This window comes from Spiroplasma endosymbiont of Andrena trimmerana (genome assembly GCF_964019575.1).
Taxonomy (GTDB): Bacteria; Bacillota_I; Bacilli_A; order Mycoplasmatales; family VBWQ01; genus Spiroplasma_E.
Genome location: NZ_OZ026455.1, coordinates 1,300,451 through 1,321,604 on the forward strand (window position 1 = coordinate 1,300,451; position 21,154 = coordinate 1,321,604).

At 24.1% G+C, this 21,154-nt stretch carries 18 protein-coding genes and 1 pseudogene; 10 read left to right on the forward strand and 9 right to left on the reverse strand.

All coding sequences use genetic code 4. The features are described from left to right. Positions 1–80 precede the first annotated feature (80 nt). The 4 genes from AACL03_RS07735 to AACL03_RS07750 all read left to right on the forward strand — a co-directional run bounded on the left by AACL03_RS07735 (position 81) and on the right by AACL03_RS07750 (position 4,695). A complete protein-coding gene (locus AACL03_RS07735) occupies positions 81–1,841 on the forward strand; it encodes an APC family permease (protein ID WP_339039989.1) in 1,761 nt (586 codons plus the stop codon). Positions 1,842–2,097: 256 nt separating this feature from the next. Then, positions 2,098–2,931 (forward strand): hypothetical protein, encoded by an 834-nt coding sequence (locus tag AACL03_RS07740; RefSeq protein WP_339039990.1) that lies wholly within the window; start codon positions 2,098–2,100, stop codon positions 2,929–2,931. Positions 2,932–3,165: 234 nt separating this feature from the next. Further along, positions 3,166–4,044 (forward strand): hypothetical protein, encoded by an 879-nt coding sequence (locus AACL03_RS07745; protein ID WP_339039991.1) that lies wholly within the window; start codon positions 3,166–3,168, stop codon positions 4,042–4,044. Between the two features lie 186 nt (positions 4,045–4,230). Then, positions 4,231–4,695 (forward strand): hypothetical protein, encoded by a 465-nt coding sequence (locus AACL03_RS07750; RefSeq protein WP_338979743.1) that lies wholly within the window; start codon positions 4,231–4,233, stop codon positions 4,693–4,695. A 245-nt stretch (positions 4,696–4,940) separates the two neighbouring features. Here AACL03_RS07750 and AACL03_RS07755 read toward each other — a convergent pair whose 3' ends face one another. Continuing rightward, a complete protein-coding gene (locus tag AACL03_RS07755; RefSeq protein ID WP_339039992.1) occupies positions 4,941–5,213 on the reverse strand; it encodes a hypothetical protein in 273 nt (90 codons plus the stop codon). 298 nt (positions 5,214–5,511) lie between these two features. Further along, a complete protein-coding gene (gene mnmA / locus AACL03_RS07760) occupies positions 5,512–6,627 on the reverse strand; it encodes a tRNA 2-thiouridine(34) synthase MnmA (RefSeq protein ID WP_338957195.1) in 1,116 nt (371 codons plus the stop codon). Positions 6,628–6,865: 238 nt separating this feature from the next. On the opposite strand from mnmA, the gene AACL03_RS07765 reads away from it, so the two are divergent. Both AACL03_RS07765 and AACL03_RS07770 read left to right on the forward strand, forming a co-directional pair. Next, positions 6,866–7,666 (forward strand): hypothetical protein, encoded by an 801-nt coding sequence (locus tag AACL03_RS07765; protein ID WP_338957192.1) that lies wholly within the window; start codon positions 6,866–6,868, stop codon positions 7,664–7,666. Next, on the forward strand, positions 7,632–7,889 hold the full coding sequence (locus AACL03_RS07770) for a hypothetical protein (protein ID WP_339039993.1): 258 nt from the start codon (positions 7,632–7,634) through the stop codon (positions 7,887–7,889). The genes AACL03_RS07765 and AACL03_RS07770 overlap by 35 nt, the downstream gene beginning before the upstream one ends. A gap of 53 nt (positions 7,890–7,942) precedes the next feature. Here AACL03_RS07770 and AACL03_RS07775 read toward each other — a convergent pair whose 3' ends face one another. From AACL03_RS07775 to AACL03_RS07790, 4 genes are all read right to left on the reverse strand, one after another. Beyond that, entirely contained in the window at positions 7,943–9,304 is a 1,362-nt protein-coding gene (locus AACL03_RS07775) for a Sapep family Mn(2+)-dependent dipeptidase (RefSeq protein ID WP_338957188.1), read from the reverse strand. A 26-nt stretch (positions 9,305–9,330) separates the two neighbouring features. Next, on the reverse strand, positions 9,331–10,119 hold the full coding sequence (locus AACL03_RS07780) for a hypothetical protein (protein WP_339039994.1): 789 nt from the start codon (positions 10,117–10,119) through the stop codon (positions 9,331–9,333). Positions 10,120–10,401: 282 nt separating this feature from the next. Beyond that, complete coding sequence (locus AACL03_RS07785; RefSeq protein WP_339038813.1) at positions 10,402–11,352, reverse strand: IS30 family transposase; 951 nt, start codon at positions 11,350–11,352, stop codon at positions 10,402–10,404. A 130-nt stretch (positions 11,353–11,482) separates the two neighbouring features. Then, the gene (locus AACL03_RS07790; RefSeq protein WP_339039995.1) at positions 11,483–13,027 is read right to left on the reverse strand and encodes a hypothetical protein; all 1,545 of its coding nucleotides are present in this window, start codon (positions 13,025–13,027) and stop codon (positions 11,483–11,485) included. 359 nt (positions 13,028–13,386) lie between these two features. Between AACL03_RS07790 and AACL03_RS07795 the strand changes: the two genes are divergently transcribed. The 3 genes and pseudogenes from AACL03_RS07795 to AACL03_RS10040 all read left to right on the forward strand — a co-directional run bounded on the left by AACL03_RS07795 (position 13,387) and on the right by AACL03_RS10040 (position 16,343). Further along, the gene (locus AACL03_RS07795) at positions 13,387–13,989 is read left to right on the forward strand and encodes a hypothetical protein (protein WP_338957182.1); all 603 of its coding nucleotides are present in this window, start codon (positions 13,387–13,389) and stop codon (positions 13,987–13,989) included. A gap of 175 nt (positions 13,990–14,164) precedes the next feature. Continuing rightward, positions 14,165–14,416: a hypothetical protein gene (locus AACL03_RS07800; protein WP_338957180.1), complete on the forward strand. Its 252-nt coding sequence runs from the start codon at positions 14,165–14,167 to the stop codon at positions 14,414–14,416. A 681-nt stretch (positions 14,417–15,097) separates the two neighbouring features. After that, positions 15,098–16,343 (forward strand): annotated as a pseudogene (locus tag AACL03_RS10040) (ISNCY family transposase). Between the two features lie 141 nt (positions 16,344–16,484). On the opposite strand, the gene AACL03_RS07815 reads toward AACL03_RS10040, so the two are convergent. The 3 genes from AACL03_RS07815 to AACL03_RS07825 all read right to left on the reverse strand — a co-directional run bounded on the left by AACL03_RS07815 (position 16,485) and on the right by AACL03_RS07825 (position 19,258). After that, positions 16,485–16,976: a hypothetical protein gene (locus AACL03_RS07815; protein ID WP_338980346.1), complete on the reverse strand. Its 492-nt coding sequence runs from the start codon at positions 16,974–16,976 to the stop codon at positions 16,485–16,487. A 32-nt stretch (positions 16,977–17,008) separates the two neighbouring features. Beyond that, positions 17,009–17,869: a hypothetical protein gene (locus AACL03_RS07820; RefSeq protein ID WP_339038780.1), complete on the reverse strand. Its 861-nt coding sequence runs from the start codon at positions 17,867–17,869 to the stop codon at positions 17,009–17,011. Between the two features lie 228 nt (positions 17,870–18,097). Beyond that, a complete protein-coding gene (locus AACL03_RS07825) occupies positions 18,098–19,258 on the reverse strand; it encodes an Mbov_0401 family ICE element transposase-like protein (protein ID WP_339039996.1) in 1,161 nt (386 codons plus the stop codon). A 73-nt stretch (positions 19,259–19,331) separates the two neighbouring features. Here AACL03_RS07825 and AACL03_RS07830 point away from each other — a divergent pair, with 73 nt between their 5' ends. Next, on the forward strand, positions 19,332–21,038 hold the full coding sequence (locus tag AACL03_RS07830) for a hypothetical protein (protein ID WP_339039997.1): 1,707 nt from the start codon (positions 19,332–19,334) through the stop codon (positions 21,036–21,038). Positions 21,039–21,154 lie beyond the last annotated feature (116 nt).

The following is a 21,154-nucleotide window of genomic DNA, read 5'->3' on the forward strand; positions in this document are numbered from 1 at the left end:
TTTTGATTTTATTGACTATTTCATTAATTAATGAAATCACTTTAAAGGTATATAATTATTATAATTGAAAGGAGAATATTATGTTAAAACTTTTTAAGAAAAAAGAAAGGACAAATCATAAATTAACTTTATCAGAATTAGTCTGGTTTGGTTTTAATTATACTGTTGGAATTACTTTTACTGCTAACTTTGCAATTTTAATTAATAAAGATAGTTTAAATTTAGGTTCTCATATGATTTGAATTTTTTTAGTAGAAGGATTAATTGCAGGAACTTGTGCTTGAGCTTTCTCAAGACTTTCAAGAGTACATCCGGGTAATAATGGTGCTGCTTATATTTATGTTAGAAGTAGTTATGGTCGCTTCTGAGGTTGATTAATTTCTTTTTTACAGTATGCTACTTTACCTGTTATAGTTAGTTCACAAATTGTATCAATGATTAGAATTAACTTTACTGATCCATCTTCTTTTTTATATGCTAATTGAGGAGTATGACAACATTTAGGATTAGATTTGATTGGAATTCTAATTTATGGTTTAGCTTCTTGTGTATTATTTTTAGGAATGGCTGCATTTAAAAAATTTGTGAATATTTCTAGTTATTTAAAATGAGGAACAACTTTTTTATTAATCATAGCAACTATTATATTATTTGTGATGGCAGGAACTTCAAATTGAGATATGACTACTTCTCATCAACAATTAACTGCCAATAACTTTTCACAAGCTTTTGCCATGTGTTTCTTTTTCTTTTTAGGATTTGAAACCTATTCAACAATTGGTAAAAATGTTAGAAATCCTGAAAAAAATATTAGTCGTTCATTAGTTATTGTTATGATTTTATCTACTATTTTTTATATGGCAGTAACAATCCTTATGATTGGTGCTGTTGCTGGTAATTTTTCAGATAATCCCAACTTAAGTATTTTTAAAATTTTAGGTGATAAAGCTCATGCACAATGATTAGGAATAATTGGTATCCTTGTAATGTTAATTTGTACTATTTCATTAAAGTCTAATGCTGGAATGCAAAATGCTTTATATAGTGGTGCTATTTTAGAACCATTATCTGTTGAGGGATATATTTCACCTAAATATAAAGAATTATCAAAAGATAACATTCCATTTAAAGCTTCTAGATTAAATTTAATTATTACTTTTTCTTCAGCTTTTGTATGATTAATTTTACCTGATATTATTGGAGTAATAGTTGATACGTTACATCCTGTTTATAAGGATGGACAATTAGTTTTAAGTTCGATTGTTAATTATGGAACATTAACTGCTGAAGCCGGTATTATTATGGTTATTATTTATGTTTTTGTACTTTCCATTGCAATTAAACTATCTATAGAAAAGAAATTGAAAAAAAATATTTTTGAAATTATTATTTGACTTGCAGCAACACTTTTCTTAGTTTGACAATTTGAAGAATGATTAAGATCTTTAATCAATGGTTTAATTTCGGGTGCAAGTCTTATTGGTAAAGGTGGAACTGATACTACAAAAGGAATATCTGATATAACTTCTAATGTTTTACAATTAGTTTATTTAATTGCTAGCATTGCGTTTGCTCTAATTTGATACTTTGCTTATTATAAACCAATGCAAAGAAAAAGAATGCTTACAAATCCTAAATTACAAGAAGAATTGGATAGCGAATTTAGAGTGAAAGATGATTGACCTTTTGTTGCAAAAAATCTACAAAATGAAATTGAAAATTATTTAGTACGTAATGTTTTAATTAATGGTGATGATAAAAACCCTAATTATACGATTGCTAAAAATGTACGTAAAGAATTATTGATGTCAGAAGGCGAATGGCGTGAAGACGAAGAATAAAAAAAGTTTAAAAATGTATTGGTTATTATAACCAATACATTTTTAGTATTTATTATTTTTGACAAATTTTTATAGTAATATTAAAGGTGTTAATAATGAATATTTTTTTATATTATTATAAAGTATATTGATGGTAGAAAGTAAAATATGATGTATAATGTTAATTGGATTCATTTCAATATTATGTTTAGAAGTAATTCTAAATTGTGGTTATTGTATTTGTAGTTCAAAAGTCATATTATTGGAGGTACTATATATGAATATGAAAAATATATTAAGATTAATGGGTGCATTAACATTAACAACAGCAGCTACTACTTCGGTTGTTGCTTGTGGTGATAAAGCTGGTGTAGCCATGAACGTAGAAGTATCAAAACAATTAGGGTTAACAGATGAAAAAGGAGAAGATGTACAAACAGCTTCACTTGATACAACTGTCAAGGATAATGTTAGTTGAGCTGTTGCTGAAGCATCAGCAATTAAAGCTGGTAAATTATTAGGAGAAGGAGATAAAGCGGCAAATCAAGCATGTTTTGATTTTATTACTAATGTATTAAAAGTTAAACCAAAAGAGGGAACTACTTTTGCTGATGGAGTTTTTGAAAAAGCTGTATTAGACGCAATAACTGCTGAAGTTACTAATATTAAACCAGAATTAGCTAAAATGGATGATAGTAAAGATTATGCTATTACTGGTGGTACTTTTAACTTCCAATTTAAAAAAGGTGAAGAGGCACTTGGTGATGTTTATGGCATTAAGTTAAAAGCTGATAAAACAAAAGGTGTTATTGCTGCTGGTCTTGCTGCAATAGCTGGTAAAATTACAATAGCAGATACTGATGTTGTTACAAATTCAAATATTTTATTTGTAAAAGATGGAACTATTCCCGAAGGTGCTAAACAAGGAGCAGCAATAAGTATTGTTGATAAAACAGATAATGGAAAACAATTTATGGCTTTAAATACGTTAACTGGCTTAAAAATTTCTGCGCAAATGGAATCGACTGATGCTGAAGGAACATGAGCAGAAGGTAAAAAATTAGAAATAAGTTATAAAACAGGTGATGTTAATTTTGATCTACTACTGTAAAAACTACATTAACGGTTGCATAATTTTATAAAATAAAAATAATATTATTACTCCTTTTAATTTAAAAGGAGTAATAATATTATTTTTAAAAAATGTTTATTTTTCATATTTTTAAACATATAGTATATAATAAATATTGGAGAACTTATTATACGATGTTATATTAAAAAAAGTAACTAAGTTATTGATTTATAGTTATTATAATAAGTTTAAAGAATATTATTGGAGGTATATGTGAATATGAAAAATATGTTAAGATTAATGGGTGCCCTTGCATTAACAGTAGGAGCAACTCCTTCAGTTGTTGCGTGCGGTAATAATGGTTCAAATATTCCTAATAATCCGCAATTAAATGGGAAATATGCAGAATTATTAGGATGATATAGTGATGAAAATACAAGTATAATTGATGAAGTAATAAATTTTGATAATCTTGGAACTTGTATTATCACTGCTGACTCTACTAATCTTATTAAAGATAATTTGTTTAAAGAAAAGTTATTAGTTGAAGGTTCTGCTGCTGGTAAATGGAAAGCAAAAGATGTTGATGCTGCAACCTTTTTAAGGGAATTGGGATTTACATCTGGTAATCAAGATAATGATTATTCAGAATCCGATGTTGATGCTATTACCAATTTAATTGTAACAATTAAAACTGCTGCTCCAGGTGAAATATCAGTTGCTGACACAACTGACTTTAAAGTAGCAGATGGTATTTGTCAAATTGATATTATGAGTAGCAAAACTGCTGCTAAGCTTGTTAAATCTTATAATATTAATATAAAGGCAGCAAATTTAAATGTTTCAAAGGTAATAACAAGTAATATTATAAAAGAACCTTTAACTGATTTAAAACTAACTGCTGATCAAGGATTCAAGGCCGATCAGCCAACTTCTGGTTTTAAATTAGAGTTTACTGATGAATTAAACAAAACAAAGTTTGAGTCTTTACTTAAAGTATTAAATACATCTTTTACAACTCATTTTTTTAGTTCACCTACCGGCACAGAAGAAATAAAAACTTTTAATGATGGTGAACCCGCATTTTTACAGTTACATTTTGATAGTGTTATTCTTGCACAAAAAATGGCTGTTGGAACTCCAGGTAAATAATAAATTTTCTAATTAATATAAATTAAATTTAAATCTATAATAAAATAATATATTTTATTATAGATTTACTTTATTTCTAAATAATTTAGTTGTAAAATTAAATAAGAACTAATACTTGATTTTTTAAATCTCTTTTCATTTATTTAAATTGAAAAAGGATTTATTTTATTTAAAGGTGGTAATCAAATGGCAAACAAATCATATTATGTTAATGATAACAATCAATTAAAAAATTATAAATTAGAAAAATATAAAATTGATAATGATTTAAAAATTTTATATAAAGTAACAACAACTTATAATGATACTGAACCTAAAATTTTAAAAGCATTACCAATTGAAGAGTTGGATAATAATACTATTAATTCTTTTTTTATGTTGATCAAACAAAATCAATGTGATAATTTTGCTGTGTATTATGAAAATAATTATGATATTAAAAAAATTAATGATTTGATTACTAATCAAGAACTAAATTTTACATTTGAACAATTAGATTTTTTAAAGCAATTTTTTATTAGTATTAAAAATGTTGCTATTACTATATTTGATATGCGTATTAAGCCAATTATAAATAATACTGTTGATAGTAATAGTAGTAATAATGGTATTAGTAATACTTTTCAATCTAAACCACGAATTTTAAATTAATATTTTTTTAAAATGCTAAATTGTAAAGGTAAGTGCAACTAAATTATTTTTCTATCCAAATATTCGATTGGTGAAAGATAATTTAGTATTTTTCTCGGTTTTTGATTTAAAGACAATATAAATTTATGAACTTCATTTTTATTAGTGCTGAGTTATACTTGCACTTACAAGTATAACTCAGCAAATTTAATTTTAGAAAAAAATATCAAAATAAAAACTAAATATTGCTTAATTATAATTAGGTTTTACTGATTAAATATTCCCATATTATCATTTTTATTGACTAGACATTTATAAATGTCATTAGTTTTTAAAGCATTAATCTTATCTTTTGCATCAAATTTTAAACTTATTATTAATCCATTTATGCCTTTCATTTTTATGAATGTATTTTTATCATTAGTATATTTATAAATACCATAATTAGTTATTACATATATTTTGCCTTTATTATTTTTATATAAATCAGAAAAAATAAAATCATTATTGCTTTGATGAACATTATTTTTTTTAAACAATCATTTTGTAATGTGATTGTGCTTAAGTTAAAATTACTAATACAATTTTCAATAGTTATTGTAAATGCTAAGGTAGTTAATATTGTTAATATTTTTTTTCATTAAAATCTCTTTTTGTTTTTTTCTATAACTTTTATAATAATAGGTTATTTTATATTTTAAAAACGTAAAAAAGAAAATGCAATAAAAGTATCTAAAAACTAAAAAAATAGTTTAATAGTAATTTTTGAATCTTGAAAATTATAAAAAAATATGCAATTAAAAATTTTATCATTTATATTAGTTTTTTAATAATTGATTAGCGAAATATTTGATCAATAACTCCACCACCAAGACAAATATCACCATCATAAAAAACAGCGGTTTGACCGGGCGTAATAGCGCGTATCTTTTCTGAAAATTCAACCTTAATTTCATCGTTATTAATAAAATTAATAATAACAGCAATATCAGATTGACGATAGCGAAATTTTGCATTACATTTTAAAGAGTTTTTTAATGTACTATTATTAATTCAATTCAATGATTTAACAGTACAACCGCTATTCATTAGTCATTTATTTTCATTATCATTAGCAACATAAAGGATATTATTAGTAACATCTTTTTCAACAACAAAATACGGAACTTTCATTCCTGAAAGATTAATACCTTTTCTTTGACCAAGTGTATAGTAGTAAACACCATTGTGATTACCAATAGTAGTTTTGGTATTAATATCAACAATTTTGCCAGGATTAGCTGGTAAATAATTTGTTAAAAATGTCTGAAAATTACGATTACCAATAAAACATATGCCAGTAGAATCTTTTTTTGTTGCTGTTGGTAAATTATATTTTTTTGCTAATTCCCTAACTTCAGTTTTAGTTTTATTACCTAAAGGAAATAAACTATATTTTAATTGTTTTTGTGTTAATTGACATAAAAAATAACTTTGATCTTTATTATCATCAATTCCTTTTAATAACTGATATTGTTTAGTAATTGGATTGTAGTTAATTCGTGCATAGTGCCCCATTGCAATATAATCTGCTTGTAAATTTTTTTGTGCATATTTTAAAAAAGCATCAAATTTAATATATTTGTTACATAGAATATCGGGATTAGGAGTACGACTTTTTTTAAATTCTTCAAGAAAATAAGTAAAAACATTATCTCAATATTCCTTAACAAAATCAATTCTTTCTAATTTAATATTTAATTTTTGGCAAACAGCTAAAGCATCAAGATAATCTTGTTCTTGTGGACAAATATCTTGATTATTGTTACCTTGTAAATCATTATTTAAAAGTGAATCTCAATTACGCATAAAAAGACCAATAACTTCATGGCCTTCTGCTTGTAAAAGTGCTGCTGTTACTGATGAATCAACACCACCACTCATACCAACAACAATGCGTTTTTTTTCTGTCATTTTTACTCCTTAATACTTTTCATAAATGCTTAATAATTGTAACAAATATATAATAAATACCCAAATAAATATTTTTAAATTATTGAATTTATATATTGATTATTAAGTGATAATCCTTTATACTAATGTTAAAACACATAAAAGCAATTTAACAAAATATGGTTTATAACCACTTTTGTAAAGTTTGTTACTAATGTGTTTTTTATGTTTTAATAAAGAAATAGAGAGAAGAGAAAAAATGCCACAAGAAGAAGAGTTATTAATAAATAATGATATAGATAGCAATATAGAAGCAAATACTATTAATAATAGTTGAAGTAGTTTAATATGATCAGATACTAAAAAAATAATTGGAACAGCTAGTTTATTAACAGCAGCAGTTGGTTTGAAAACTGTACAACGAGTATTTCAGGTAGCAGTTACTAGTATTGGATCATTTGATTGAAATAAAGTAAATCCTTTAAATAATTTAGTTGATTTTGGAGTAACTCCAGTACAATTGGTAATTAGTACACAAGCAATGAATTTATGAAAATGGGGCGCAGAAAAAATTTGACAAGAGGGAAGAACAATATTTAATAGAACTGCTGATCAAGAAATGAGTCCGCTTTTATCTTTATATCCCGAAATTGGTGTTGAAGAAGGTTATTCATGTCTTTCAAAAACAGCTATCTTTGGAAAAATGCTAATAGCAAAAGCTGGATATTGAATTTCGAATCATTTTATGATTACGGCTTCTAGTATGTATTCAGTTGGTTCTTTAACTAGTTTAGCTGAATATTGAAGTAAAATTATTTATGGCCCAAATATTTTATCAACAATTATACGAGCAGAAGTTTTATGTTATACTTCTATCTTAATAGATAAGGGTATAGAATATTTAACAAAAACACATATGTGGTTTGCTTTCAAAAGATATTTTAATTGTTTAAATAATAATAATGAAAATGATGAGTTAGAATCATTACTTTCTCAACAATCAAAATGTATGAGTCTTTTAAATTATGTTTGGTTTAATTATCAATGATACTATTGGTAATAAAGTATTAAATAAATATGCTAAAAAACAATGACAGAAATTTTTTACGTCTACTCCAAATAATGAATTAGAGGAAATAGTAACTAATAGTAATTATATGAGTATTAATAGTAGTGATGAACGACAATTAAGTAATAACTTTAATGATGAATTGGTAAGTGTTATTAATAGTATTAATGGTCCTGCTTTTGTTGGTTGTCCTAGAACTCTTTCAATTGCATAAAATTTATTTGAATGAAAATATAAAAAGTTAGAATAAACTATTCTAACTTTTTTTTATAATTTACCAATTTCTAAACTTCCCAGTGTACTAATAGCACGTACATAAATTAAAATTGATTTTCATAATTCGTCAACTTTAATACATTCATTATATTGATGTTCAGTTGAGTTAGTATGATCAAATATCGCACCAAATGCTACACAATTTGGCATTGCTCTAGCATAAGTTCCACCACCAATTGCAATTGGTTTTGCTTTTTTATCACCAGTAACTTCTTGATAAATTTCCATTAATTTAATAACAATTGTTGATTCTTGTGGCATATATAATGGTTTATCATAATGTTGTTGTTTTATTGTTAAATTATAAGGTTTTAATATTTTTGTTAATCTATTTAAAATTTCTTGTAAATCAGTTTTAACTGGAATACGGATATTACATCCTAATTTTGAACTTTTGCTATTAATTTCAACAATGCCAACATTAATAGTAAAACTTCCAGATTCATCATCTAAATCACCAAAATATTTTGTTAAAGCAGTATCTTCTTGTAAAATATCACCAACAAATTTAATTAGATTATGTTCAACTTTAAGTTCATTTAAAATTAATAAACTTCTTAATCCTGCATTAATTCCTTCATCTGGTCGTGACCCATGTGCTGGTTTACCATGAATGGTAATTTGTTGATTATTATTTTCAATTCGATATTTCTTATTTTTCCCAATTTTAACAAATGATTCAATATCAACACCATTAATATTACTAGTAGAACAAGTGACATTGTAAGCATCACCTGCATTAATAACAATGGATTTATGACCTGTACCAATAATATCTAAGTTAATAATTCCTTTTTCAGCATATACTAGCGGAAACATACCATCAGGAGTAAAACCAAAAGTTGGAGTACCTTCTTGCTTCATATATGTGTTAATTGAATCTCATGTTGTTTCTTCAGTTAAACCAAAGATAACTCTAATTCGACGATTTGGTTGATAGCCATGATCTTTTAAATATTTTAAACAGTATAGAATAATAATTGTTGGACCTTTATCATCTAATACACCTCGTCCATATAAAATATCATTAATAATTTCTGGCGAAAAAGGTGGAATTTTTCATTCTTCTAAATTACCTGGTGGTACAACATCAAGATGACCTAACATGGCAAATATTTCTTTACCATCACCATATTCTAAATATCCATACTTATTGTTTTTATCACGATAAGTTTTAAAACCTAATTCTTGTCCTAAATTAATAGCATAATCTAATACTTCCTTAACACCAGGCCCATAAGGTGCTGCTGTTGTGGGTGGTTGAGCATATGATTGAATTTTAACAATTTCTTTTATTTTTGTTAGTGCTTGTGGAAAATATTTTTCTTTTAGCAATTTTTCATTGAATTCCATATTTATTCACTCCTTGATATATAAATTTAAATAGTAGTATTAGTTATAATATCAACTATTAAATCATTTAACAATAATCAGGAACTATTTGTGCAAGATAAATGATTATTTTTTATTTTTATTTGTTTATTTTTGATTAATTTACTAATCAGTGGCTGCTCTAGAATATTATCATTTTTGTTAAATTTTATTCCCTTTTTTAGTAATAAACCTTGTATTAATTTTTGGATTAAAATTTCATTTGTTGATAAAATACTATTTTTTTGATTGTTATTATTAATGTTATTGCTATTAGTAATTATTATTGCTTTATCTTCTGTTTTAATATATGAAACAGCATTTGGACCAATTCCATAATAGTTTTCTAATAAACAATATGCAATAATATATTTTGATTGATTATTAGTATTTTTACTATAACTATAGTATTCATAGTTATCATATTTGTGCTTTTTTAAGAAATTATTAATATATCTTTTAATAGTAAGATTTTGTTTGTGATTATAACTATCATAGCTAATGTGAGGTGTTTTTAATTGCATACATATTTGTAAATCATTATTAACATCAATTACTGTTTGATGAGGAAGATTATATTTTAAATCAATTGAGAAATTATTAATTTTTAAGTTAATAGCATCATTAATAATTTTTATACTTTGTTGATAATTAAATTTGTTATTTAATTGATTTTGAAAACTAATTATTTTTCAAATTAAACGATTAATTTGAAATTTGGAAAATAATTGTAGAGTTGTGAAATTGGTATTATTAATAGTACATTCAAAGTTGTATTCTTTGATAGTGGTTGTCAATGGTTTAAGTATTATTAATAATTGCTCTAAAAAATTAATTGGTAAAACTGACTTATTTTTGTTAGCAAGATAAATTGTTTTTAAGTTTAATTGGTATTTATTTATTATTTTTGTTAATTCTTTTTTAATACTTTCTATAAAATAAGAATAGTTAGTATTTACTTCATGTTTAAAATTAGGTATTTCTATATATAAATGATACTATATTTATTTTAAATTACTATTAAATATTAAATATAATAAAAAAGATTTATTTTAGCTAAATTGTAAAGGTAAGTGCAACTAAATTATTTTTCTATCCAAATATTCGATTGGTGAAAGATAATTTAGTATTTTTCTCGGTTTTTGATTTAAAGACAATATAAATTTATGAACTTCATTTTTATTAGTTTTTGAAAAAATAAATTTTTTAGGAAATTTTTCTCTAATTAAACCATTAGTATTTTCATTAGTACCTCTTTGTCAAGGTGAATATGGATTGGCAAAATAAATTTTTACATCTAAATTTTTTTCAAGTTGTTGTCAATTTGAAAATTCTTTGCCACGATCAAAAGTAATAGTTTTAACAATGTTTTTAGGAAGAATTGATAAATAATAACTGACATTTTTATTAATAACTTTAGTAGTTCTGTTTTTAACTAATATTGCTAAAGTAAATCGTGATACTCTTTCAACTAAAGTTATTAAACATGATTTGCTTTTACCTCGTGATGATACTATAGTATCTCCTTCTCAATGACCAAGTGTTATACGATCATTAACATTTATATCTCGTTCTTTAATTGATTTACCATTAAACTTGCCACGATTTTCTTTAGATTTTCGTTTTTTACCTTTTCTTCTTAAATTTTTACTAGTAACTTTATCAAGCATTCCAAAATAAATTCAAGTATAAATTGTTTTAAAACTAATAACTCATTCTTTATGAAAATTTTTAATTCTGCCATAAATTTGTTCAGGTGATCAACCTAATAGTAATTTTTGTTGTACATATTTTACTAAATTCTTATTTTTAAACTTATGAAAACTAATATGTGATTGTTTTCGATTTTCAGCTTTATTTTGTGCAATTAATGAAAAATAATGATTATTATCTTTATTTCTATTAATTTCTCGAATAATAGTACTAATACTTCGATTAAGATTTTTAGCTATTTCAATAATTTTAAATTTAAATTTCAATTGATTCTCAATATAAATTCTTTCATCTATGCCAAGATGTTTATAACTCATATAAAAACTCCTTACTTTTTTCTAAACTAAATTTAGCATTATGAAATTTTTATATGAGAATTTTTTGCAATTTTATTTACTTGCACTTACAAGTATAACTCAGCTTTAAAATAAATCTTTTTTATTATATTTATGTTCGTGCTTTTCAATGTTGTTCTTTTGCAATATTTTTATTTCCTTTTGAAGAAATTTTAGTTTTTCAAGAAGGGTAATTTTCACCTTTACTTTTTGCATTAACAATATTCATTGGATCTAGATTATATAATTCAGTTGTTCCTTGTTGACTAGTAGGACGATGTAGAACAATAGTTCAAGAGTAAGTTTCTAAGTTATCTGCTGCGCTATAATCAGTGGTAAATGAATCACGAAACATTCAAGCACCACCATAATCTTTACGATATAATTTATCACTAACACCATCAATTATTTCCGCTTTTTCTCAAACAGCTTCAATTTGTTCTAATGTTCAATGGTGAGTAGTAACTTTTTGCACTTCGATTGTTTCTTTTTTTGTATTTGTTTTCTCTATTATTGGTTGTGTTTCTTCAACAGTTATTGTTGTTGCTTGTTCATTAAAATTAGATGTTTCAGATTCAGAATAACTATTGTCTTTAACATCAAAACCACCTTGATTTTTTGGTTGGTAATTAGTTTCGCTATTAATATTACTTTCTGTTGTTGGTGATTTTGAATATATTGTTGTATCTTCTACACTTGTTTTTTCAACTGTTGGTTCTGAATATATTGTTGCATTTTCGATATTATCATTAATTTCTTCTTCATTTGTAATAGATTCGGATTTAAGATTAGTAAGAGTACCTGGTGTTGGTGAAACAGTTTCGGCATGATAAGCACCTTGCGTTGGTGTTTGTGATAGTTCATGATTAGTATAATGGACAGTTGCTGTTGAAGGGTTAGTGATTATTTTTTCTTGTGTTAGATCTTGCTTAAGAACAGTATTGTTAGTTTCTTGGTTTGCTACTTGTTGTTCTTCATTATTTTGAGGTACTGGTATTGGTACGACGTTAGGAAGCGTTATCGTATCATCAACTTCTTGTTTTGCTATTACTGTTTCTTGTTTTGCTTTTGGTTTAGCAATAGGCATTAATAGTGTATTTGATTTGTATTTAGAGGTAATATTAATAATTAATCAGAGACTGTGGATTAATAAAAGTATTGCAAATAGTTCAGCCAACATTCATGGTAAAAAAGCTATTAGAAAGTTACCAGTTGTATTTATTATTTCGCCGTCTTTTTTATTAGCTAAGAAAGTAAAAGTTTTAAATCTAAAAATAAAAAATACAATAAGAAAGATAACAAATATTGCTGAAAAAATAAAACTTATTAAACAAAAAAGTGCTGATACACTATTTTTAGTTTTTAAAAAAATAAAAGGTACGACTACTAATGCTAAAGATAAACCAGAGACTATGAAAACAATAATACTTATTATATTGAAACTAATTTGTAAATTAGAATTAGGTTGTTGTGGATTATTGAATCATTTAATATAGTTATCAATTGCATCTCGACCAATAGTTGCTCATAAAGCCCAACCTATCATTAAACTCGTAGTAATTAGAAGGCCATTAATAAGAATTGTTAATTTGCTATATAGACCAATACGATAAATTTTTGGTTCTTTCATTGAACTAGAATTTATTTCCTCTATCATAAAAATACCCCAATCTATTTTTAATATACTTACTCTTTTTATAATTATATCAAATTAAAAATTAAGATAGTGTCGTGTAATTAATTGGACTGGAAAAATGAATAATATTAATATATTATTGACTATTAATATTAGTTTTTAAATAAAATGAAAGTCTTTTTATTAAATTAAAGTTTTAGAGAAAAGGAAGATAAAAAGATATGTTAAATAAAACAGTAAAATAAATAAAAATAATAATTTTCGAATAACTATGTTATTTAAATAATGAATTTATTAATAGTTAAAATATTAGGTATTAATGGAGAACTTGGTCATATAATAAAATTAAATAAGATTATTAATTTGAATGGAGAAAATTTATGAATAAAGAAAAAAGTCAAACAAAGATTAGTCATTTAGATAGATTAAAGTTAAAAACATCACCTAATAAAAAAGCGGCTGCGTTAAAAATACTTTGAGTAGCAGCAACACAAGTATTTCGTAAAGAATTAACAACAGAAATAACTATTTCAAAGCAATTATTAGGATTAGAAAAAGAATGTTTACAATCAGTAGTATTGAACTGTATTAATAAAGATTCTAAGCAAATAATTTGAACTAAAAATATTTCTTTACCCCTTGATGAACTATGTTTATCATTTGGTATGTATAAATTAAGTGTTACTTTGAAAAATCCAAATAAAGAGGAATCTAATTATTCTGGTTTATTAAATACAAATGATAAATCTGAAGAAACAATAGTATATGAATTATTATTTGATGGAAAATGATTTAAAATAAATGATATTGAAAGTTCCAATATGAATTTGGCAGAAAGATTAAAATACAAAATTAATGAATTAGAAAGTAATTTAGAATGTGATAGTGATTTTGATGACATCGAAAAAAAAGAAATTAGTGCAATTGATTTACAAACTCAATCATCAACAGTTAAATCTAAATTAAACTTACCAAACTTGTAAAAAATATTATATGGAAAAAAGATTTCAATTGAAATCTTTTTTTCTATATTTGTAAAATATTAAAAAGTTTATTGCATAATTTTAAAACTTTAGCAAAAATAAGTGTAAACTAAATAAACCTATTGTTTTTTATTTTTAAAATAATGGGTTTTTATTTAAATAAGGGGGAATCAAAATGAGTTTACAAACAAAAACTATTATTGAAGAAGAATTAAGAAATGTAGAAGATTTAACATGATTTACTAAAAATTTTATTAGGTGTCATAAAAATTGACATCATGGTGAAACATGTAAATTTGAAAATCATTTTGATGAAAAAGATAAAAAATGTTTTCAATTTAGAACAATTATCGAAAAACCAAATAATGAAAACTATTTTATTTATGATGAAATAGTAAAAATAAAAGATAAAACCTTTTTTTATTAAGATTACATGATGATAAAAGAAAAAAAGTTTGAGAATTATTAATTTATTTTGAAAATAATGAAATTGTTCAACAAATTAGACATTTACGTTATAAGCAATTTTTAAATGAAATTAAAAATAATGAAGAGCTTATAAAAAAAGAATCTAAACATACAACTATCATTAGAACACCATTTTTAGAATTTGTAAGAACTATTACAAATCAAAAACAAGAAAATATTATAGAAGAAGTACAAGATAAATATTGAATTTTTAAAAGGTTTATATGAAAGATTTTTCATGGTTTAATATTTTTTATTGCGTGGGGTGCTACATCTCCTATTGCTAAAATAATTATCACACCGATAATTAGTACATTTGTTGTGTCAAGTGCTATTATGGGTTGATTAACTTTTACTATTGCTGGTATTGTTGCTGGTATTTGTTACAAAATTTTATGTGAATGTGCTAAAAAATTAGGGAGCGTACCGAAGATGTCAATAAGATTTAAATTTGTCTGAAAATTATAAAGTTAGACGAGAATAATTTTGACTTCAATATGCAATTGTATGTTAATCTTAACACTTGAAAAATATTAGTCAACAATAATACTTACTTTGTGTCATTATTTAGTGATAATTTCCTATTAGTTATCGAGCAAAAATTTCCCAAAAGTAAAGTTAAATATACTTGGTGATAAATATGGAAAGAAGCATGACTATGAAAGAAAAATATAAGTTTAATATTATAAATGACATTATTATTAATAAATTATCTAAACATCAAGCTAAGAATAAACTTAACCTAACTATTAGAAGAATTAACCAATTAATTCAAATTTTCAATAGAGAAGGTAAAGTTGGTTTTATTCATAAATCCCGAAATAAAATTTCTAATAAAACAACAAATTTTGAAATCAAAATTAAGATTATAAATTTATATAAAACCAAATATTATAATTTTAATTTTCAACATTTCCATGAGAAATTAAACAATGAAGAAAAAATTAAAATTTCATATAGTACACTTTATACTATATTAATTAAAGAAAAAATTACTTCACCAAAAAGACATAAAAATAAGAAAAATAACTTGCATCCTACAAGAAACCGAAGAACAAATTTTGGTGAATTAATTCAAATGGATGCAAGTAATCATCATTGATTTGGTAAGGATAAACCAAAAGCTTTTTTACATGCTGCAATTGATGATGCTACAGGAAATATTGTCGGACTATGATTTGATCATCAAGAAACATTAGATGGTTATTATAATGTTTTTTATCAAATTTTAACTAAATATGGCATACCAAAAACATTTTATACTGATAATAGAACAGTTTTTGGATATAAAAAAACAAATCGATGCTGGCAAAATAAACACGGAAAATGATACTTATACTCAATTCCAAAAGTCTTGTAATGATTTAGGTGTTGAAATTATTAGAACTTCCATTCCACAAGCTAAGGGTAGAATCGAACGCTTATTTGGAACACTTCAAAGTCGCTTAATTAGTGAACTTAGACTTAATAAAATTAAAAATTTAGAAGAAGCTAATCAATTTCTTAAAATATATATAAGTATTTTTAATAAGCAATTTGCCTTACCTATTGATAATAATAAATCTGCTATGATTAAAGCTCCAAACCAAGAAGAAATAAATATTTATCTTTCAAGATTTTCTAAAAGAAAAACGGATAGTGGTTCAACTATAACATATTATGGTAAAAAGTATTTTCCTTATAAAAATAGCAAAGTTCAATACATACAACCTAGAACTGATGTAATTGTACTTAAATCGTTTATTAATGAGTTATATCTTAGTTATAATCATCAAATATATGAATTAAAAGAAATAGCACCAAAACCAATTATCAAAGAAGAGTTGATAAAAACTAAAAAGGTTTATATACCAAATAAAAACCATCCTTGAAGATATGGATACTAATAATACCAAATTAAAATTAGATAAAATTCTTTTTATAAAAGATTATTTTTGTGAATACTTAACTATATAAAATTTTAAATCGTTTGTCGAGCAGCAAATTTGATGGCTTAAAATTGATTTTAAAGATATAAAAAAATAAAATTATACACCACCAATAGCACAAGCACCAGAAGCCATTGTTGTAATACCACCAACAACATTACCAATTATGGGAATAGTATTTAAAGCACCATTAACAATAGTTAATGTGTTTTCACAATTTAAATTTGATTTATTTTCTAGATTTAGAAGTCTGTTGTCAAGTTCATTAACTTGTTTTTTTAAAGTTTCAAAATCTGCTTTGATTCCTTGAATATTTTTGTTTAATTCATCTAACTTTAATTCATGTTCAATTAAAGTTGAAATATAACTTCAATCTCTTATATAACCTTTTATTATTTCTTTTTCTTGTCTTTTTCAATTATATAATGCTTGAGGATTAAATGTTTTAGAATTATTGATTGCTTGTGGTAAAGTAGAATTTCATTCATTTATATGTGCAAATCATTGTTTAACTTTTGAATCATTTGCTATAATATTTGAAATTTCATTAAATTTATCTTGTGTTACATAGGTAAAAGTTGGTTTTGTCAAACCATAAGAATAGGGACTAAAAGTACCAACAATTATTTTTTTTCAAAATAGCCAATAAAGTGTGAGTAATTAGATTTATCCAATAAATAAACTTCTGATAATTTAAAATTATGATATTTTTTCTTTATGGCACTTTTAATTTCGTTATCAACGTTATGATTAATTTTTCCTAAATTAATTTTTATATCTTTATTTCAATCTGGAAAATCATTTTCTAAATTATCAAGACGATTATTTGGATAATATTTCTCATCTTCTGTTATTATTCTTACTGATTCAAAATCAAATCAATTAAATGGTTTTTCATAAAGTACAATTTCTATACGTTCTTTTCTAGAACTATCTGTATATACTTTTTCAATTTTTGAAAAATTATCTCAAATTGTTTTACCTACTTGTTGTATTTCTTTTCATGTTCATGGAAAAATTGCAGTAATTGAAATATCATTAGAATTATATCGTTGCATCATATCCTCTTTAAATTTTTCGCCAAGTTCTCATGCAGGATTATCTTTTCAATAATGATAATCAGCTATTATTCCTTCAAAAGTTTTTGGTGTAAATGAACAAGTTACTTTACCTCAACTACCCCTTATTTCGTTTTTACCATTTAATGTTCTTTTTAATCGATTTCTGTGTTTTTCATGACGATGTTTATTCATATTTATTTTGCTATTTGTTGTTGGGTTGTTAATAATAAAATCTGTTTGATTATTACTTGCAAAATTTAATTGTTGATTTACTAAATCTAAACTAGTCGTATTTTTTCTAACTCAATTTTTAATATTTGAATTATCAATTGACTTACCATTAATACCTTGTATTTTATTATTTAAAAGTGGAGCAGTTAATACTCACAATTTAAATCAATAACTTGGACTAAAATATTTCATAATTTTGTTCTCCTTTGAAAGTAAATATAAAAATATTTACTTTCAAAACAAAGCAACTTTTATTTGTTAAATTTTACTTCTTTTTTATTTTTTTTGATAAATATTTTTGGGAAATTTTCACTCGATATTGACACAATAATACTTACTTTTATAACTCAAAAATTCTTATTAAAATTTTTTTAATAAGTTTTATTTTATTTTTGGTTTTTTAAAATCTTTAATTTTAATTTATAATAACTGGATGGCAGTATTTATTTGATAGCATTTAAAATTAACCATTTTTGTATACATATCAATGTTATAGGTTCTATCACCAATCATTTTCTTTAAAATTTGTTTAATATTAGTTTCAGTAAAGCAACCAATATTTTCAACTAATGCTTGGTTTAATACACCATCTTTTGCATTAATAAAATAACCAACTTTTAATTTTTTATATTGTAAAGTTAATGATTGTAAAAAATCAATTAATTCATAATATTGACCTTTTTCAAATAAATTTATTGCATTTTGATAGTGTAATTTAGCAATTTGATTTTTTCTTCTTCCTGCCATTATACCAAGAAATAAAACATGAAAAGCATGAAATTTATCTAAAATAAATTTAGCATTTAAAATTGTAGCAGTTTTTCTAATTCATTTAGCACTATCACCACAAACTATTAAATTTGCTTGATCAAAGTTTTCAAAAAATAAATTACCATATTTTTCATTTAATTTTGCAGTTTTTTCAGCACCAATTTCTGTTTTTGATACTCTTATTTGACATGCAGCTCTTTTATTAATTAATTTTCCATTTTTCTTTTTACCAGTACAAAATACTATTAATCTCATAGAACATTTTTTACAATTTTTAGTATTGTGTTTTTCATTAAATTTAAATTTTCGATGTCCATCATCAATATTAATATATAATGTTTGATTTGGTTGTAATACAATTTTAGGAATATTAACTTTTGGTAATTCAAATTTTTGATATGTTCTACAAACTGTACTAGTACTTATTAAGTCTTCAATAAAAGTATCGCAAACATCACGATATTTTTTATCATCAGCAAAATATTTTAAAATTTGTTTAATAACATTTGGTGCAAGTTTGCTATATTTTTTAACACCAAGATAATTCTCTAATAAAGATACGTATTCAATTTTTTGTGTTTTTTTGTTATAATGTGTACAAATACGTCGTTTATAAGTTAATAAACCTTTTTTTGCTTTTAATTTTCTTTTTCTAAATCTATATGATTTATATTCAGATTTATCACATATACTTCATAAATAATCATCTATTTTTGCAAATAGTTCTTCTGTTTGTTTTAAACTTAATTCATCTTGAATAAAATCGTGTTTGTCTCAATCAAAATGATTGGGAAATGGTAATATAAACATTTTTAATGTTCCTTTCTAAATTTTTGTTTGTTAATAATTTAATTTTAATTTTTTTTAAAAATAAGGAGTAAATATGGCTTTTATTAGTAGTTATGCACAATTAAATAAAAAATATAATCTTAATTTTAGTGATAATAATTATGGTTTTAGTTGAGATATTTTTAAAAAATTTGTTGGTGATGAATGAGCAGAATTTTTTACAACTAATTGTTTTTATCGTTTTGTACCAACAGCACGAGGAACAAGAAAAACTTGAAACTGTTTAGCATTTGATTTATTTATATGTTGTAATTTTAGTGATAGTAGTGTCCAAGAAGTAAGACGCTATGAAAATACTCATAATGAAACTACAATTGGTGCTTTAATGAATGTTTGTCAAGTTTTACTAGATACATATAATATTAATTTATTACCTAATAATCCACATGGCATTAAATGAAAAATTACTAAGGATGGGGGATGTATTATATTTCCAAATAATCAACAAATTGATTTTATTGGTTATGCTAATGGTAATAAATTTTTTGGAAAAGAAGCAGGTGGGTCAAGTTTTTTAGGTTCAAGAACAGATGAAATAATCATGGCAGAAGAAAAAGAAACACTTACTGATAAAGAATTAACATATCGCTATGAGAGATTAGAAATATCTATGTTTAGAAGTAACAGAATTAAAGTTTCAAAAAAACCAATTAAAGAGTGAAGTTGAACATTTATTGATAAAAATATATATAGTCCTACTTTTGGACAAAAGATTACTCGTTATTTTTATAAATACTTTTTTATGACTTTTACATGTAATCCTTATGATAAATATCATCCATTTTATTTAAAATACTGTACGCCATTTTTACCATTAAATGATGAAGTCATGGGAAATCTTAAAAAAGTTGGTAAAGTTTATTATGAAAATAAAGATATGTTTAGTGGTTTAGGTTTATTTGTTTTAAGATTTACTATTCAACCATTTTGAGATAAGTTAATTGATATTCAAAAAAGAAAATTATTAGAAATGAAAAAAAGTAATCCTGATGAATTTAATACTGTTTTTTATGGTTTTGAATTTTTAGATAGTGATGCAACAATTTTTCCATTTCAAAAAACAGTAAAATATTGACAACCATATGATTTAAAACAATTTTATAATAAAGAAAAAGATATGTATAAATTTGATTTTTATTCTGTTGGTGTTGATTGAGCAACTGGACATAAAGACCATACTGTATTTATGGTCATTGGTTTTAAAGAATATAATAATACTGGTTATTATGATGCTTATATTATTTGTGAATTAGTAGTTACTGCAAATGATTTTATCAATGAAAATGAAAAAATTAATGCTTATGTTAATGAAATTTTAGGATTAATGGATAATTTTGAAAATTTTGAACAAGCAATTTATTTTTATGATGATAAAGCACGAACAGCAATAGATTGATTAAATCAAAAATTAATCGATGAATATAATACTATTTTAATAACACAAACTGCTATTAAACATGCTTCAAATTTAAATCAAGAAGCAGGATTAACTAATAGAGTAGTATGAATGAGAAATATTATGAGTTATGGAAACTTTTATGCAAATAAAGATGATTTGCCAAAAACTACTCAATGTTTAGAAGAATTACGTTATGATGAAACAAAAACTAACATTCCTGACAAAAATATGTATCAAGACCCTTACGATGCATTATTTTATGCACTATATCCATATAAAAATGTCATTCGTGGTAAAAATAATGCTACTGTGAAAAAAAGTATCTTCACATTTGCTATATAACAAACAAGTACAATATAATTAATAGTCTAGGTCTCATGAAATAAACTTCTTTAATTTAGGCGTTATTTTTTGTTTTAAAGTATACTTGTAAAAATAATGAAAAATCAGTACAATTT